This is a genomic window from Streptomyces endocoffeicus, assembly GCF_016741935.1.
In the GTDB taxonomy this organism is placed as follows: domain Bacteria; phylum Actinomycetota; class Actinomycetes; order Streptomycetales; family Streptomycetaceae; genus Streptomyces; species Streptomyces endocoffeicus.
Window position 1 is genome coordinate 111,127 of the sequence record NZ_JAERRG010000004.1, and the last position, 14,355, is coordinate 125,481.

The window sequence follows — 14,355 nt, forward strand, 5'->3', positions numbered from 1 at the left end:
GGTCGCCCGGCCCCCTCACGTTCACGCGTCACCGTCACTCGGCGTTCTTACCGTCGCCGCCGAAGTGGTCCCAGCCCCCGTGTGCCCACGGGGCTCCGTCCACCGTCACCTGAGGCAGCGCCGAGGGGTTGAGCACCTCGCCGATCACCTTCCAGCGGGCCGGCAGCTTGGCGTCGGGCGGGAAGGTGGCCACGATCGCGTGGTCCTCTCCCCCGCTGAGCACCCACTGGAGCGGATCGACGCCCACCGCCTGCCCGATGTCCGACATCTGCGAGGGGATGTCGATGTCCGCCGAGCGCAGATCGATGCGGACCTTGCTGGCCTCCGCGATATGCCCGAGGTCGGCCACCAGCCCGTCGCTCACATCGGTCATCGCGGTGGCGCCCAGCCCGGCGGCGGCGGGACCGGCGTGGTACGGCGGCTCCGGCCGCCGGTGCGCCTCGACGAAGGCCCGCGGCGAGCGGAAGCCGCGCGAGAGCACCGCGTGTCCGGCCGCCGACCAGCCCAGCCAGCCGGTGACGGCGACAACGTCGCCGGGCTGGGCACCGGATCGGGTGACCGGCTCGTGGTTGCGCAGATCGCCCAGCGCGGTGATGGCGACGGTGATGGTGTCCCCGCGCACGACGTCACCGCCCACCACGGCCGCGCCCGCGACCTGGCATTCGTCCCGGATGCCGTCCATCAGCTCGGCCGGCCAGGTCACCGGCAGATCGGCGGGGACCACCAGGCCGAGCAGCAGGGCCGTCGGCACGGCGCCCATGGCCGCGATGTCGGCCAGGTTCTGGGCCGCGGCCTTACGGCCGACGTCATAGGCGGTGGACCAGTCCCGGCGGAAGTGCCTGCCTTCCAGCAGGATGTCCGTACTGGCCACGACCCTCCGGTCGGGCGCGGCCACGACCGCGGCATCGTCACCGGGCCCCAACCTCACCGCCGGGGTGGTGGTGAGCCGGGAGGTGAGCTCTCTGATGAGCCCGAACTCCCCCAACTCGCCCACGGTGCCCTTCATCCCATCGCCCCTTCGTGCTCGTGACCACTTTCCGCCGCGCCGCGCTCCCCGCGCGGGTCTCCCCGCGCCGCATGGCGACGCGGTACCGTGGCGTCCCTTCTCCCCACATGATCCTCGTAGCCGCCCTGGAGGTTCCGTGGTACAGGCGTACATCCTGATCCAGACCGAGGTCGGCAGGGCCTCGACCGTGGCCGACGTCATCGCCAAGCTCCCCGGGGTGATACAGGCGGAGGACGTGACGGGCCCCTACGACGTGATCGTGCGGGCCCAGGCCGACACGGTCGATGAGCTCGGCCGCATGGTGGTCGCGAAAGTCCAGCAGGTGGAAGGGATCACCCGTACCCTGACCTGCCCGGTCGTTCATCTCTAGCTCCCCCGTATGATCGGCCGGTGAATTCCGCACACCGTAGTCTCGCCCGACGGCTCGTCCCGCTGTCCGCCGCGGTGGCCCTGGCCCTGGTGCCGGTAGCCGGTTGCTCCTCCACCGGGGATTCCGACGACACCGAGGCTCTCGCGGTTCCCACACCGGCCCCACAGGCGGCCGCGATATGCCGGGCGCTGCACAAGGAACTGCCCGATGCCGTGAACGGGCTGAAGCGGGGCACCGCCGAGCCCGCCTCGGACTACACGGCCGTGTGGGGAGACCCCGCCGTGCAGCTGCGCTGCGGGGTCCCCCGGCCGGAGGCGATGGGCTCCAAGACCGATTCGGCCGAGGTGGACGGCGTCGAGTGGCTCCCGGAGAAGCGCGACGACGGCTACCGCTTCACCACCGTACTGCGCCGGGCCTATGTCGAGGTGACCGTGCCCAAGAAGTACTCCCCCGAGATCAACCCCCTGGTGGATCTCGCCCGCGCCGTCGAGAAGACGGTCCCGAAGGGCGTGGCCTAGCACCGCCCCGTGCGACTGGCACGGCCGTCCGGCTAGCACGGCCCCGTGCGACTGGTACGGCCGTCCGGCTAGCGCAGCCCCGTCGCGCGGCGCAGCGCGGCCTCCAGCAGCCGGTCCACCAGCTCGGGGTAGCTCACGCCGCTCTCCTGCCACATGCGCGGGTACATCGAGATCGGGGTGAAGCCGGGCATGGTGTTGATCTCGTTGATCACGAACTCGCCGCTGTCCAGCAGGAAGAAGTCGGCCCGGACCAGCCCCTCGCAGGACGCCGCCTCGAAGGCGGCCACCGCGAGCTCCTGGACCCGGCGGGTCTGCTCCTCGGTGAGCGGCGCGGGCACGATGCCGTCCGCCGCGTCGATGTACTTCGCCTCGAAGTCGTAGAAGGCGTGGGAGGAGACCGGCGGGATCTCGGCGGGCACGCTGGCGCGCGGCCCGTCCTCGTACTCCAGCACCCCGCACTCGATCTCGCGGCCGCGCAGCAGCGCCTCCACGATGACCTTCGGATCGTGGCGCCTGGCCTCCTCGACGGCCGCGTCCAGGTCATCCGGGCCCTCGACCTTGCTGATGCCGAAGGACGAGCCGGCGCGCGCGGGCTTCACGAAGAGCGGCCAGCCGTGCTCCTCGGCGAACTCCACGATCCTCTGGCGGGCGGCGGCGGGTTCCCGCTCCCAGGCCCGGGGGCGGATCACCTCGTACGGGCCGACGGGCAGCCCGAAGGAGACGAACACCCGCTTCATGTACTCCTTGTCCATGCCCACGGCGGAGGCGAGCACCCCGGCGCCCACGTACGGCACCCCGGAGAGCTCCAGCAGCCCCTGGAGGGTGCCGTCCTCGCCGTACGGGCCGTGCAGCATGGGGAAGACGACGTCGACGTCGCCCAGTGCCTTGGGCACCGCCCCCGGCTCGCTGTAGACGACCTCGCGGTTCCCCGGGTCGACCGGGAGGACGACCGAGCCCTCGCTGGACTCGGCGAGCCGTTCGACGCTGGGCAGCTCGCGGTTGGCGATGGCCATCCGCTCGGGCTCGTCGGCGGTCAGCGCCCAACGGCCGTCCGTGGTGATGCCGATCGGCAGCACGTCGTACTTCTCGCGGTCGATGGCGCGCAGCACGGCACCGGCGGTGACCACCGAGATGGCGTGCTCGGAGCTGCGGCCGCCGAAGACGACGGCGACGCGCGGCTTCCGCCGCTCGCCTCCGGAGGAAGCCGGGACAGGGCGTGGGGAAGGGGTCTGGCTGCTCATATCGCGTTGAGGTTACCTTGCGGTCCGCGTGGCGTCAGTGCCGCTCGGCCTTGGCGCTGCGGGACATCAGCTCTTTGAGTGCGACAAGGGGCTGTTTGCCGTCGTGCACGATCTCGACGACGGTCTCGGTGATGGGCATGTCGACGTCATGGCGGCGGGCGAGATCCAGCACCGACTCGCACGACTTGACACCCTCCGCGGTCTGCTTGGTGACCGCGATGGTCTCCTCCAGTGTCATCCCGCGGCCCAGGTTGGTGCCGAAGGTGTGGTTGCGGGAGAGCGGGGAGGAGCAGGTGGCGACGAGGTCGCCCATGCCCGCCAGGCCCGCGAAGGTGTGCGCGTCGGCGCCCATCGCCAGGCCCAGCCGGGTCGTTTCGGCGAGGCCGCGGGTGATGAGCGACGCCTTGGTGTTGTCGCCGAGCCCCATGCCGTCGGCGATGCCCACGGCCAGCGCGATGACGTTCTTCACCGCGCCGCCCAGCTCGCAGCCGACCACGTCGGTGTTGGTGTACGGGCGGAAGTACGCGGTGTGGCAGGCGGTCTGGAGGCGGCGGGCCACGCTCTCGTCGGGGCAGGCCACCACGGAGGCGGCGGGCTGCCGGGCGGCGATCTCCTTGGCGAGGTTGGGCCCGGTGAGCACCGCGACGCGCTCCGCGGGCGCCTTGGCGACCTCCTGGACGACCTCGCTCATCCGCTTGGCCGTGCCGAGTTCGACGCCCTTCATCAGGGAGACCAGCACGGTGTCGGCGGCGAGCAGCGGGGCCCACTCGGAGAGGTTGCCGCGCAGCGTCTGGGAGGGCACGGAGAAGACGGTGAACTCCGCGCCGGCCGCGGCCTCGGCCGGGTCGGTGGTGGCCCGCACGCCGTCGGGGAGCCGCACCCCGGGGAAGTAGTCGGGATTGCCGTGGCCGGTGTTGATGGCCTCGACGACCCCGGGCCGGCGCCCCCACAGCGTCACCTCGCACCCCGCGTCGGCGAGCACCATCGCGAAGGCGGTGCCCCAGGAGCCGGTGCCGAAGACGGCGCAGCGCGTCACTTGCTCTCCTCATCGGCCAGCGGGAGCGGCGGGCCGTCGGTGCCGGACCGGGTGGGCCGGTCGTGCCTCTGAACGGGCGCCGGTTCGCCGCGAACCTCGGAGAGGAGCTCGGTGACGGCGTCCATGATGGTGTCGGTGGCCGCCCTGAGGACCTCCGCGGTGGGCTCCTGGCCGTAGAACTCGGACAGGTCCACCGGCGGGCCGGCGTGCACCTTGAGCGTCTTACGGGGGAAGAGGCGGACCCGCTTCTCCTTGGCGTAGGGCGGCACGGCCTCGTTGGCGCCCCACTGGGCGACGGGGATGACCGGCGCCTTGGTGAGCAGCGCGACCCGCGCGGCGCCGGTCTTCCCGCGCATGGGCCACATGTCCGGGTCGCGGGTGAGGGTGCCCTCGGGGTAGAAGGCCACGCACTCCCCCTTGTTGATGGCGTCCACGGCGGACCGGAAGGCGTTGGCGGCGTCGGTGGACTCGCGGTAGACGGGGATCTGGCCGGTGCCGCGGAGCATGGTGCCCACGAAGCCGCCTCGGAAGAGGGCGGCCTTGGCGAGGAAGCGCGGCACCCTTCCGGTGTTGTACTGGAAGTGCGCGTAGGAGAGCGGGTCGAGATACGAGTTGTGGTTGATCGCGGTGATAAATCCACCGTCGGCGGGAATGTGCTCCATTCCGTGCCAGTCCCGCTTGAACAGAACCACCAGCGGGGGTTTGCACAAGACCGCTGCCATGCGGTACCAGAAGCCGATTCTGCGGCCGGACACTCGGAACATCCTCTCTTGGACCCTGCTGACCTGCTGGCTTGCTGTCGTCCCCGGCAGCCGCACAAGTGTCGCTCCAGGCACCCCGTCTGTCGAGAACACCGTAACCCCGCACGTCTCCGGCGAGCCGGGCAGCAGGTCAGAATGAGGCCCGTGGGAAGAAACGGAGCCCCTGTGACCTGGACCCTCGTGGTGCCGCTGAAGCCCCTGGCACGGGCCAAGACCAGGCTCTCCGACGCCGCGGGGGACGGTCCGCGTGCCTCGCTCGCCCTCGCGTTCGCCCAGGACACGGTGGGCGCGGCGCTGGCGAGCCGGTGGGTGCGGGAGGTGACCGTCGTCACCGACGACCCGCTCGCCGGACGTGAGCTGTCGGCCCTCGGCGCCCGGATCCTGCCCGACTCCCCGGGGCTCGGACTGAACGCGGCGCTGGCGCACGGCGCCCGCGCGGTCCGCGAGGAGCGCCCCGGGGCCGCCGTGGCGGCGCTCAACGCCGATCTCCCGGCGCTGCGGACGGTGGAGCTCGACCTGGTGCTCGAGGCCGCCGCCGACTTCTCACGCGCCTTCCTGGCAGACGCCGCGGGGGTGGGCACCACACTGCTCTCGGCGGCGCCCGGCGCCGAGCTGGCGCCCGCCTTCGGGGGCCCGTCACGGGACCGGCACCGGGCGTCGGGGGCGCGGGAGATCGAGCTGGCGGGGGTGGACTCGGTACGGCGCGACGTGGACACGGCCGGGGATCTGCGCGCGGCGGTGGCCCTGGGCGTGGGCTCCCACACCAGGGCTAGGCTGGCGGACATGCAGGGAACCGCCTATACGTACGACCCCGAGACCCGCGCCGGCAGCGTGCTGCTGGACGACGGCACCCCGCTGCCGTTCGACACCGCGGCCTTCGACGCCGGGGGGCTGCGGATGCTGCGCCCGGGGCAGCGGGTGCGGATCGAGGTGGCGGGCGAGGGCGAGCAGCGCCGGGTCGTCTTCGTCACGCTGCAGACCTTCTGAGCGCCGCGCGGCTCCGCGCCCGGCGGAGAAATCCGAGCGCCACGGAGATTCCGAGCGCCACGGAGGTTCTGGGCGCGAACCCCTGCGACACCGGGCGCCGACAAACACCGCGGGCCGGGCTCCCTCGGGGAGCCCGGCCCGGCGCGGATGCGGTGGGGCGCCTGAGCGCCGCCGGCTAGCGCTTCCTGGCGGTGGTCTTCTTCGCGGTGGTCTTGCGGGCGCTCGTCTTGCGCGCCGGGGCCTTCTTCGCCGCGGCCTTGGCGGGTGCCTTCTTGGCCGCGGCCTTCTTGGCGGTGGTCTTCTTCGCCGCCGCCTTGGCCGGCGCCTTCTTGGCGGCGGCGGCCTTCTTCGCGGCGGGTGCCTTCTTCGCAGGAGCCTTCTTGGCGGTCGCCTTCTTGGCCGCGGCCTTCTTCGCCGCCACCTGGAGGCTGCCCTTGGGGGCCTTCTTCACGGCGACCTCGCCGCCGCGCGGGAGCTTCTTGGAGCCGCTCACCAGATCCTTGAAGCCCTGACCGGGGCGGAAGCGGGGCACCGAGGTCTTCTTGACCCGCACGCGCTCCCCGGTCTGCGGGTTACGGGCGTACCGGGCGGGCCGCTCCACCTTCTCGAACGAACCGAATCCAGTGACCGAAACTCGCTCCCCGGTGACGACCGCCCGGACGATGGCGTCCAGGACGGCGTCTACGGCATCGGCGGCCTGCTGACGGCCGCCGACCTTGTCGGCAATCGCTTCTACGAGCTGCGCCTTGTTCACGTCTTCCCCTTCGGAGGCATTGCCAGAATCAATGTGTTCAAGCCTTTTCGCACGTTAGGCAGATATATACCGCAAATCAAACACGAAACGGGCTAATCACCCTTGTGCCGCAACGCACTCGATCGTCACGGACTTCCGTCGGTGTCGGGATCTTCGGGGAAACGCCCCTCGTCGAGGTCGTTCATGAACCGCTCCAGACGCGTTGCCGCGTCTGCGAGATCGTGTTTCGCCGCTGAGGTCATGACCAGCAGCTTCCGGGACAGCGCCATCCGTACGCCCTCCGGGACTTGCAGTGCGCGCACCTTTGCGTGCGCTTCCTTGAGCCGGTCGGCGACGATGCCGTAGAGCTCGAGTTGGCCGTCGCGTTCCATGCACTGATTGTGCCATCTGAGGCGAGTTGTCGCTTCACGGGGCCTCAACATGCCGATGCGCCGCCGGTCCGAGGACCGGCGGCGCATCTTGCCAAACCCGCTCTGCACAGGGAGAACCGGGGGGTCAGACCTCCACGGTGCTGGGCTTGTAGGAGGGGCGACGCGCCTCGTACGAGGCGATCGAGTCCTCCTCCCTGAGGGTGAGACTGATGTCGTCCAGGCCCTCCAGGAGTCGCCACCGGGCATTCTCGTCAAGCTCAAAATCAGCCGTGATGCCCTCGGCCCGGACCTGGCGCTCGACGAGGTCCACGGTGACCTCCGCGGTGGGGTCCGCCTCGACCAGCTTCCACAGCCGGTCCACGGTCTCCTGCGGCAGGACGACGGTCAGCAGCCCGTTCTTGAGCGAGTTGCCCCGGAAGATGTCGGCGAAGCGGGGGGAGATGACGGCCTTGAAGCCGTAGTTCTGCAGCGCCCACACCGCGTGCTCGCGCGAGGAGCCGGTGCCGAAGTCGGGACCGGCCACCAGAACCGTTCCACCCTTGTGCTCGGCCTTGTTGAGCACGAACTCCGGGTCCTTGCGCCACGCCTCGAAGAGGCCGTCCTCGAAGCCGTCGCGGGTGACCTTCTTGAGCCAGTGCGCCGGGATGATCTGGTCCGTGTCCACGTTGCTGCGGCGCAGCGGGACGGCCCGGCCGGTGTGCGTGGTGAATGCTTCCATGACTGCTCAGGCCCCCACGGGAGTCGATACGGCGGCGTCGGACAGGTCGGCGGGCGAGGCCAGATGGCCCAGCACCGCGGTGGCGGCGGCGACCTGCGGCGAGACCAGGTGGGTCCGGCCTCCCTTGCCCTGCCGGCCCTCGAAGTTGCGGTTGGACGTGGACGCCGACCGCTCCCCGGGGGCGAGCTGGTCGGGGTTCATGCCCAGGCACATCGAGCAGCCCGCGTGCCGCCATTCGGCCCCCGCGGCGGTGAACACCTTGTCCAGCCCCTCCTCGACGGCCTGGAGGGCGACCCGCACCGAGCCGGGGACCACCAACATCCGTACGCCGTCGGCCACCGCACGGCCGGACAGCACCGAGGCGGCGGAGCGCAGGTCCTCGATCCGCCCGTTGGTGCAGGAGCCGACGAAGACCGTGTCCACCTTGATGTCGCGCAGCGGCTGACCGGCCGTCAGACCCATGTACTCCAGGGCCTTCTCGGCGGCGTAGCTCTCGCTGGCGTCCTCGAAGGAGGCCGGGTCCGGTACCGACTCCGACAGCGGCGCGCCCTGGCCGGGGTTGGTGCCCCAGGTGACGAACGGGGCGAGTTCGGAGGCGTCGATGACGACCTCACGGTCGAAGGCGGCGTCGTCGTCGCCGCGCAGGGTGCGCCAGTACGCGACGGCGGCGTCCCAGTCGGCGCCCTGGGGGGCGTGCGGGCGGCCCTCCAGATAGGCGAAGGTCGTCTCGTCCGGGGCGATCATGCCCGCGCGGGCGCCCGCCTCGATGGACATGTTGCACACGGTCATCCGGGCCTCCATCGAGAGCTTCTCGATGGCGGAGCCGCGGTACTCGATCACATAGCCCTGGCCGCCGCCGGTGCCGATCTTCGCGATGATCGCCAGGATCAGGTCCTTGGCGGTGACGCTCTCGGGCAGCTCACCCTCGACGGTGATCGCCATGGTCTTGAACGGCGCGAGCGGCAGCGTCTGGGTGGCCAGCACATGCTCGACCTGGCTGGTGCCGATGCCGAACGCGAGCGCGCCGAAGGCGCCGTGGGTCGAGGTGTGGCTGTCACCGCAGACCACGGTCGTCCCCGGCTGGGTCAGTCCCAGCTGCGGTCCCACCACGTGGACGACGCCCTGCTCGACATCGCCGAGCGGGTGCAGCCGGACACCGAACTCCGCGCAGTTCTTGCGCAGCGTCTCCAACTGGGCGCGGGAGACGGGGTCCGCGATCGGCTTGTCGATGTCGAGGGTGGGGGTGTTGTGGTCCTCGGTCGCGAGGGTGAGATCGGTACGACGGACCGTGCGGCCGGCCTTGCGCAGGCCGTCGAACGCCTGCGGGCTGGTCACCTCGTGCAGCAGATGCAGATCGATGAAGAGCAGGTCAGGCTCGCCTTCGGCGCGCCGGACGACATGGTCGTCCCAGACCTTCTCCGCGAGTGTCCGTCCCATCGCATTCCCTCCGACCGGCGCCAGTGCCGGCCCAAAACTCGAGTCGAGAGCGTGCCCTGGTCCGCGGGCCCGCCATTTACAGGGTGGGGGGTATCCCGGGAAATTGAACTTGCGTTTCACAGTGTGAGACGCGAGTATCGTCCCATGGACAACACTAGCGGTGTCGGCGTTCTCGACAAGGCGGCTCTGGTTCTGAGCGCCCTTGAGTCCGGTCCGGCCACCCTCGCCGGGCTGGTCGGGGCGACCGGCCTCGCCCGCCCGACGGCGCACCGGCTGGCGGTGGCACTCGAGCACCACCGGATGGTGGCACGTGACATGCAGGGGCGCTTCATTCTGGGCCCCCGCCTGGCCGAGCTGGCGGCGGCCGCGGGCGAGGACCGGCTGCTCGCCACGGCCGGGCCCGTACTCACCCATCTCCGGGACGTGACCGGCGAGAGCGCGCAGCTCTACCGGCGCCAGGGAGACATGCGCATCTGTGTCGCCGCGGCCGAGCGGCTGTCCGGACTGCGGGACACCGTGCCGGTCGGCTCCACACTCCCCATGAAGGCCGGCTCGGCCGCCCAGGTGCTGATGGCCTGGGAAGAGCCCGAGCGGCTGCACCGCGGACTCCAGGGGGCCCGCTTCACCGCCACGGCCCTGTCGGGCGTACGGCGGCGGGGCTGGGCCCAGTCGATCGGCGAGCGGGAGCCCGGCGTGGCGTCCGTCTCCGCACCCGTACGCGGCCCGTCCAACCGCGTGGTCGCCGCCGTCTCGGTCTCCGGACCGATCGAGCGGCTGACCCGCCACCCGGGCCGCATGCACGCCCAGGCGGTCATCGACGCGGCGGCCCGCCTGACGGACGCCCTCCGCCGGGGCAACTGATGAGCGCCTTACGGCGCCCTGCTACGCCTTGTTCAAGCTCAGCCGGTCGGCCGCACGGTCCCCGCGGCGGCCGACCGGGACGACTCCGGAGGCCTGACCCAGACCGAACGCCGGCATGTTGATGTAGACCGCCTCGTGCGCCCCGGCCGGTACGACATAGGTCTCGTGCCAGAAGCCGACCTTGCCCTTGCCCTCCCGCAGCCTGCGGTTGAACGCCGCCCAGGCGGGACGGTGCTCCTTGTCCTGGGCCACCGAGTACTCCAGCAGCCGCTCGTGCGAGTCCCAGTACTGGACCACGTACAGCACCCGCGGCGCGCCGAACAGCACCTGATAGCCCAGCATCCCGCTCTCCCCGTCCCGCGACAGCTCGCGGAGCATCCGTGGCATCGCCCGGAAGACCGGCAGCCAGCTCCGCAGCGCACGGAAGCGGTTGATGCGCATACCGATCAGGAAGACGGTGACCTCCCCCTCGGCCTCGGCGGTCATACGGCCGGCCAGCAGCTCGGTACCCATGGTGATCCCCTCGTTCCCCACGTACGGGATAGACTTGGATAGCGGCGCTATCCAGTTCTTAGATAGTGCCACTCTCCAACGGAAGGTGCAACAGGGATGCGACTGGCGGAGCTCAGCGAGCGCAGCGGAGTGCCCACCGCGACGATCAAGTACTACCTGCGCGAGCGGCTGCTGCCGCCGGGAGAGCGGATCACCGCCACCCAGGCCGAGTACGGCGAGGAGCATCTGCGCAGACTGCGGCTGGTGCGCTCGCTGATCCAGGTCGGCCGGATGCCGGTGGCCACGGCACGCGAGGTGCTGGCGGCCGCCGAGGACGAGTCGCTCAGCCAGAACACCCGGATGGGAGCCGCGATCTGGGCACTGCCGCACGGCCCCGAGCCCGACGAGGACGATCCGCACGCGGCGCGCGCCCGTGCGCAGGTGGACACCGTGCTGGGGCGGATGGGCTGGTCCTACGGCCAGGAGCTGGGCGACACCTCCCCCGCCTACCGGATGCTGGTGGCGGCCGTGGCCTCCCTGGACCGCCTGGGGTACCCCCATGACACCGAGCATCTGCTGGTGCACGCCCGGCTGGCGGGCGAACTGGCCGTCGCCGACCTGGACCTGGTGGAGACCTACGACACCCCGCCGGAGCGGGTCGAGGCGGTGGTGGCCCTGACGGTGCTCTATGAACCGGTGCTGCTCAGCCTGCGGCGGCTCGCACAAACCGAGGAATCCGGCCGTCGCTTCGAGGAGTGATCAGGGGCCGGGGGAAACGACCTGGACACGAAAAAGCCCCCCGCTGACGCGGAGGGCTTTTCGCTGGTACCCCCGACCGGATTCGAACCGGCGCTACCGCCTTGAGAGGGCGGCGTGCTAGGCCGCTACACAACGGGGGCCTGAATCAGCACAGGTGCTGCGCTGGGCTACCAGGACTCGAACCTAGACTAAATGAACCAGAATCACTCGTGCTGCCAATTACACCATAGCCCATGGTATAGACCAGTACCCCCGACCGGATTCGAACCGGCGCTACCGCCTTGAGAGGGCGGCGTGCTAGGCCGCTACACAACGGGGGCCCTAGCGATCTCCATCTCGCGAAGAGACTCGCGAAGAGATCCGTACCCCCGACCGGATTCGAACCGGCGCTACTGCCTTGAGAGGGCAGCGTGCTAGGCCGCTACACAACGGGGGCTTGGTCCTGCTTTGATCAAGAGACCCACCGGACATCCGGGAGATCTCTTGCTGGGGTACCAGGACTCGAACCTAGACTAAGTGAACCAGAATCACTCGTGCTGCCAATTACACCATACCCCACCAAAACGCCACCCCCGTAAGGGGTTTTGTTTGGTTTGCGCCTCCGGTCCGACCTCTCGGCGGCCCGTCCGGCGCAGGAAGAACATTACCCGATGGTGGACGGCCCACCAAAACGGGTATCACCGCGAGTGGCGCCGCCTCACGGGCGCGAGCGGCGCCTCACGCACCTACCCGGCCAGCTTCGCCAGCGCCGCGTCGACCCGGGCCAGCGTGCGCTCACGGCCCAGGACCTCCAGGGACTCGAACAGCGGCAGCCCGACCGTGCGCCCGGTGACCGCGACGCGCAGTGGCGCCTGGGCCTTGCCCAGCTTCAGGCCGTGCTCCTCACCTGCCGCGAGGACCGCGGCCTTCAGGGTCTCGGCGTCCCAGTCCGCCTCGGCGAGCCGGGTGCGGACCGAGGCCAGGAGCGCGTCCGCGCCCGGCTTCATCGCCTTGGCCCAGGACGCCTCGTCCGCCACCGGCTGGTCGAGGAAGAGGAAGTCCACGTTCGCCGTGATGTCGGACAGGACCGTCAGCCGGGTCTGGGCCAGCGGGGCCAGCGCCTCGAAGGCGGCCGCGTCGAAGGCCTCCGGGGCCCACGGCGCGTGCGGGGCCTTCAGCCAGGGCTCGCACGCCTCGATGAACGCCTTCACATCCAGCAGCCGGATGTGGTCCGCGTTGATCGCCTCGGCCTTCTTGAGGTCGAAGCGCGCCGGGTTGGCGTTCACCGCCGAGATGTCGAACGCCTCGACCATCTCCTCCAGCGAGAAGACGTCCCGGTCGGCGGAGAGCGACCAGCCCAGCAGGGAGAGGTAGTTGAGCAACCCCTCGGGGAGGAAGCCGCGCTCCCGGTAGAGGTTCAGCGAGGCCTGCGGATCGCGCTTGGAGAGCTTCTTGTTGCCCTCGCCCATGACATACGGGAGGTGGCCGAAGGCGGGCACCGTGCCGCCGCCCACACCGATCTCGGCGAGCGCGCGGTAGAGCGCGATCTGCCGCGGAGTGGAGGAGAGCAGGTCCTCGCCGCGCAGTACGTGCGTGATCTCCATCAGCGCGTCGTCGACGGGGTTGACCAGCGTGTAGAGGGGTGCGCCGTTGGCCCGCACGATCCCGTAGTCCGTGACGTTCTCAGGGGCGAAGGTCAGCTCACCGCGCACCAGGTCGGTGAAGGTGATCGGCTCGTCCGGCATCCGGAAGCGCACGATCGAGGCGCGCCCCTCGGCCTCGTACCCGGCGATCTGCTCGGCGGTCAGGGTGCGGCACTTCCCGTCGTAGCCGGAGGGCCGGCCGGCCTTGCGGGCCGCCTCGCGGCGCTCCTCCAGCTCCTCGGCGGTGCAGTAGCAGCGGTAGGCGCGGCCCGCCTCCAGCAGCTTCTCCGCGACCTCGCGGTAGAGGTCCATCCGCTGCGACTGACGGTAGGGCGCGTGCGGACCGCCGGCCTCGGGGCCCTCGTCCCAGTCGAAGCCCAGCCAGCGCATGGCGTCCAGCAGCTGGGTGTAGGACTCCTCGGAGTCGCGCGCGGCGTCGGTGTCCTCGATGCGGAACACCAGGGTGCCGCCGTGGTGACGGGCGTAGGCCCAGTTGAACAGGGCCGTGCGGACCAGGCCGACATGGGGGTTGCCGGTCGGCGAGGGACAGAAACGAACCCGCACGGGGGCGGAGGAGGATGCGCTAGCCACGCTTGATCACCTTGTTGGTGAGAGTGCCGATGCCTTCGATGGTGACGGCGACCTCGTCGCCGACGGAGAGCGGGCCGACGCCCGCCGGGGTGCCGGTGAGCACGACGTCGCCGGGGAGCAGCGTCATCGCCTCGGTGATGTGCACGATCAGGTCCTCGATCGGGCGCACCATCTCGCTCGTACGGCCGAGCTGACGCTGCTCACCGTTGACGGTGCACATGATGCCGAGGTCGCCGGCGCGCGTCAGGTCGATATCGGTCTCCACCCAGGGGCCCAGCGGGCAGGAGGCATCGAAGCCCTTGGCCCGCGCCCACTGCTTCTCGCGCCGCTGGGCGTCCCGGGCCGTGATGTCGTTGCCGCAGGTGTAGCCGAGGATGACGTCCTGGACGCGGTCGCGCGGAACCTCACGGCACATCCGTCCGATGACCACGGCCAGCTCGGCCTCGTAGTGCACCTCGGAGGAGAAGGAGGGGTACGCGACGGGGTCGCCGGGGCCGACCACGGAGGTGGACGGCTTGAAGAAGACGACCGGGACGTCGGGGACCTCGTTGCCCAGCTCCGCCGCGTGCTCGGCGTAGTTGCGCCCGATTCCGACGACCTTGTTCGGCAGGACGGGCGGCAGCAGCCGGACCTTGCTCAGGGGGACCTTCTGGCCCGAGCGCTCGAATTCGGCGAAGGGGTGACCCTTGATGATGTCGATGACGGGGCCGTCCGGATCGGACGGTTCGCCCTCCACCACGCCGAAGGCGACGTTGCCGTCGATGGAGAATCTGGCGATGCGCACGGGAAGCCCTGGCTCCTGACTGAACTCGCTGGAGACTGACGCCCCAG

The 14,355-nt window shown here is 70.6% G+C and carries 15 protein-coding genes, 5 tRNA genes and 1 pseudogene; 5 read left to right on the forward strand and 16 right to left on the reverse strand.

Annotation, left to right across the window (positions count from 1 at the left end; genetic code table 11):
- Window positions 1–34 precede the first annotated feature (34 nt).
- Window positions 35–1,006 carry a thiamine-phosphate kinase gene (locus JK364_RS13060; RefSeq protein WP_201850908.1) on the reverse strand — a complete coding sequence of 324 codons (972 nt, stop codon included), beginning with the start codon at window positions 1,004–1,006 and terminating at the stop codon, window positions 35–37.
- A gap of 136 nt (window positions 1,007–1,142) precedes the next feature.
- Between JK364_RS13060 and JK364_RS13065 the strand changes: the two genes are divergently transcribed.
- Entirely contained in the window at window positions 1,143–1,376 is a 234-nt protein-coding gene (locus JK364_RS13065) for an Lrp/AsnC family transcriptional regulator (RefSeq protein ID WP_037948554.1), read from the forward strand.
- A gap of 20 nt (window positions 1,377–1,396) precedes the next feature.
- The gene (locus JK364_RS13070; protein WP_307841254.1) at window positions 1,397–1,894 is read left to right on the forward strand and encodes a DUF3515 domain-containing protein; all 498 of its coding nucleotides are present in this window, start codon (window positions 1,397–1,399) and stop codon (window positions 1,892–1,894) included.
- Between the two features lie 68 nt (window positions 1,895–1,962).
- On the opposite strand, the gene JK364_RS13075 is transcribed toward JK364_RS13070, so the two are convergent.
- Genes JK364_RS13075 through JK364_RS13085 form a run of 3 tightly spaced genes read right to left on the reverse strand, consistent with a single transcriptional unit; the run spans window position 1,963 to window position 4,926 of the window.
- Window positions 1,963–3,135: a D-alanine--D-alanine ligase family protein gene (locus tag JK364_RS13075; protein WP_201850910.1), complete on the reverse strand. Its 1,173-nt coding sequence runs from the start codon at window positions 3,133–3,135 to the stop codon at window positions 1,963–1,965.
- A 34-nt stretch (window positions 3,136–3,169) separates the two neighbouring features.
- Window positions 3,170–4,171, reverse strand: coding sequence for an NAD(P)H-dependent glycerol-3-phosphate dehydrogenase (locus JK364_RS13080; RefSeq protein WP_201850912.1), 1,002 nt, complete (start codon window positions 4,169–4,171; stop codon window positions 3,170–3,172).
- Window positions 4,168–4,926: a lysophospholipid acyltransferase family protein gene (locus JK364_RS13085; protein ID WP_307841255.1), complete on the reverse strand. Its 759-nt coding sequence runs from the start codon at window positions 4,924–4,926 to the stop codon at window positions 4,168–4,170. The genes JK364_RS13080 and JK364_RS13085 overlap by 4 nt, the downstream gene beginning before the upstream one ends.
- 171 nt (window positions 4,927–5,097) lie before the next feature.
- On the opposite strand from JK364_RS13085, the pseudogene cofC reads away from it, so the two are divergent.
- Window positions 5,098–5,712 (forward strand): annotated as a pseudogene (gene cofC / locus JK364_RS13090) (2-phospho-L-lactate guanylyltransferase); the annotation flags it as partial.
- A gap of 382 nt (window positions 5,713–6,094) precedes the next feature.
- Here cofC and JK364_RS13095 read toward each other — a convergent pair.
- From JK364_RS13095 to leuC, 4 genes are all read right to left on the reverse strand, one after another.
- A complete protein-coding gene (locus JK364_RS13095) occupies window positions 6,095–6,673 on the reverse strand; it encodes an HU family DNA-binding protein (protein ID WP_201850918.1) in 579 nt (192 codons plus the stop codon).
- Between the two features lie 125 nt (window positions 6,674–6,798).
- Complete coding sequence (locus tag JK364_RS13100) at window positions 6,799–7,044, reverse strand: SCO5555 family protein (RefSeq protein WP_037948543.1); 246 nt, start codon at window positions 7,042–7,044, stop codon at window positions 6,799–6,801.
- A gap of 124 nt (window positions 7,045–7,168) precedes the next feature.
- On the reverse strand, window positions 7,169–7,762 hold the full coding sequence (gene leuD, locus JK364_RS13105) for a 3-isopropylmalate dehydratase small subunit (protein WP_201850920.1): 594 nt from the start codon (window positions 7,760–7,762) through the stop codon (window positions 7,169–7,171).
- 6 nt (window positions 7,763–7,768) lie between these two features.
- On the reverse strand, window positions 7,769–9,199 hold the full coding sequence (leuC, locus tag JK364_RS13110; protein WP_201850922.1) for a 3-isopropylmalate dehydratase large subunit: 1,431 nt from the start codon (window positions 9,197–9,199) through the stop codon (window positions 7,769–7,771).
- 144 nt (window positions 9,200–9,343) lie between these two features.
- Between leuC and ndgR the strand changes: the two genes are divergently transcribed.
- Window positions 9,344–10,060, forward strand: coding sequence for an IclR family transcriptional regulator NdgR (gene ndgR / locus JK364_RS13115; protein ID WP_030834082.1), 717 nt, complete (start codon window positions 9,344–9,346; stop codon window positions 10,058–10,060).
- Between the two features lie 21 nt (window positions 10,061–10,081).
- On the opposite strand, the gene JK364_RS13120 is transcribed toward ndgR, so the two are convergent.
- Window positions 10,082–10,573, reverse strand: a complete 492-nt coding sequence (locus JK364_RS13120) for a DUF4188 domain-containing protein (protein ID WP_201850924.1) — start codon at window positions 10,571–10,573, stop codon at window positions 10,082–10,084.
- Window positions 10,574–10,669: 96 nt separating this feature from the next.
- Between JK364_RS13120 and JK364_RS13125 the strand changes: the two genes are divergently transcribed.
- Complete coding sequence (locus JK364_RS13125; protein WP_201850926.1) at window positions 10,670–11,311, forward strand: MerR family transcriptional regulator; 642 nt, start codon at window positions 10,670–10,672, stop codon at window positions 11,309–11,311.
- A 64-nt stretch (window positions 11,312–11,375) separates the two neighbouring features.
- On the opposite strand, the gene JK364_RS13130 is transcribed toward JK364_RS13125, so the two are convergent.
- The 7 genes from JK364_RS13130 to JK364_RS13160 all read right to left on the reverse strand — a co-directional run bounded on the left by JK364_RS13130 (window position 11,376) and on the right by JK364_RS13160 (window position 14,308).
- A tRNA-Glu gene (locus tag JK364_RS13130) sits at window positions 11,376–11,451 on the reverse strand.
- Between the two features lie 22 nt (window positions 11,452–11,473).
- A tRNA-Gln gene (locus JK364_RS13135) sits at window positions 11,474–11,545 on the reverse strand.
- A 13-nt stretch (window positions 11,546–11,558) separates the two neighbouring features.
- A tRNA-Glu gene (locus JK364_RS13140) sits at window positions 11,559–11,631 on the reverse strand.
- A 43-nt stretch (window positions 11,632–11,674) separates the two neighbouring features.
- Window positions 11,675–11,747, reverse strand: a tRNA-Glu gene (locus JK364_RS13145).
- Between the two features lie 50 nt (window positions 11,748–11,797).
- Window positions 11,798–11,869, reverse strand: a tRNA-Gln gene (locus tag JK364_RS13150).
- 167 nt (window positions 11,870–12,036) lie between these two features.
- On the reverse strand, window positions 12,037–13,524 hold the full coding sequence (gltX, locus tag JK364_RS13155) for a glutamate--tRNA ligase (protein WP_201850928.1): 1,488 nt from the start codon (window positions 13,522–13,524) through the stop codon (window positions 12,037–12,039).
- Window positions 13,517–14,308, reverse strand: coding sequence for a fumarylacetoacetate hydrolase family protein (locus JK364_RS13160; protein WP_201850930.1), 792 nt, complete (start codon window positions 14,306–14,308; stop codon window positions 13,517–13,519). Before JK364_RS13160 ends, gltX begins: the two co-directional genes overlap by 8 nt.
- Window positions 14,309–14,355 lie beyond the last annotated feature (47 nt).

Coding starts and splice junctions, on each gene's coding strand:
- JK364_RS13100 (WP_037948543.1), bottom strand. CDS start 7,044: ATGGAACGCGACGGCCAACTCGAGCTCTACGGCATCGTCGCCGACCGG.
- leuD (WP_201850920.1), bottom strand. CDS start 7,762: ATGGAAGCATTCACCACGCACACCGGCCGGGCCGTCCCGCTGCGCCGC.
- ndgR (WP_030834082.1), top strand. CDS start 9,344: ATGGACAACACTAGCGGTGTCGGCGTTCTCGACAAGGCGGCTCTGGTT.
- JK364_RS13060 (WP_201850908.1), bottom strand. CDS start 1,006: ATGAAGGGCACCGTGGGCGAGTTGGGGGAGTTCGGGCTCATCAGAGAG.
- JK364_RS13120 (WP_201850924.1), bottom strand. CDS start 10,573: ATGGGTACCGAGCTGCTGGCCGGCCGTATGACCGCCGAGGCCGAGGGG.
- JK364_RS13075 (WP_201850910.1), bottom strand. CDS start 3,135: ATGAGCAGCCAGACCCCTTCCCCACGCCCTGTCCCGGCTTCCTCCGGA.
- leuC (WP_201850922.1), bottom strand. CDS start 9,199: ATGGGACGGACACTCGCGGAGAAGGTCTGGGACGACCATGTCGTCCGG.
- JK364_RS13125 (WP_201850926.1), top strand. CDS start 10,670: ATGCGACTGGCGGAGCTCAGCGAGCGCAGCGGAGTGCCCACCGCGACG.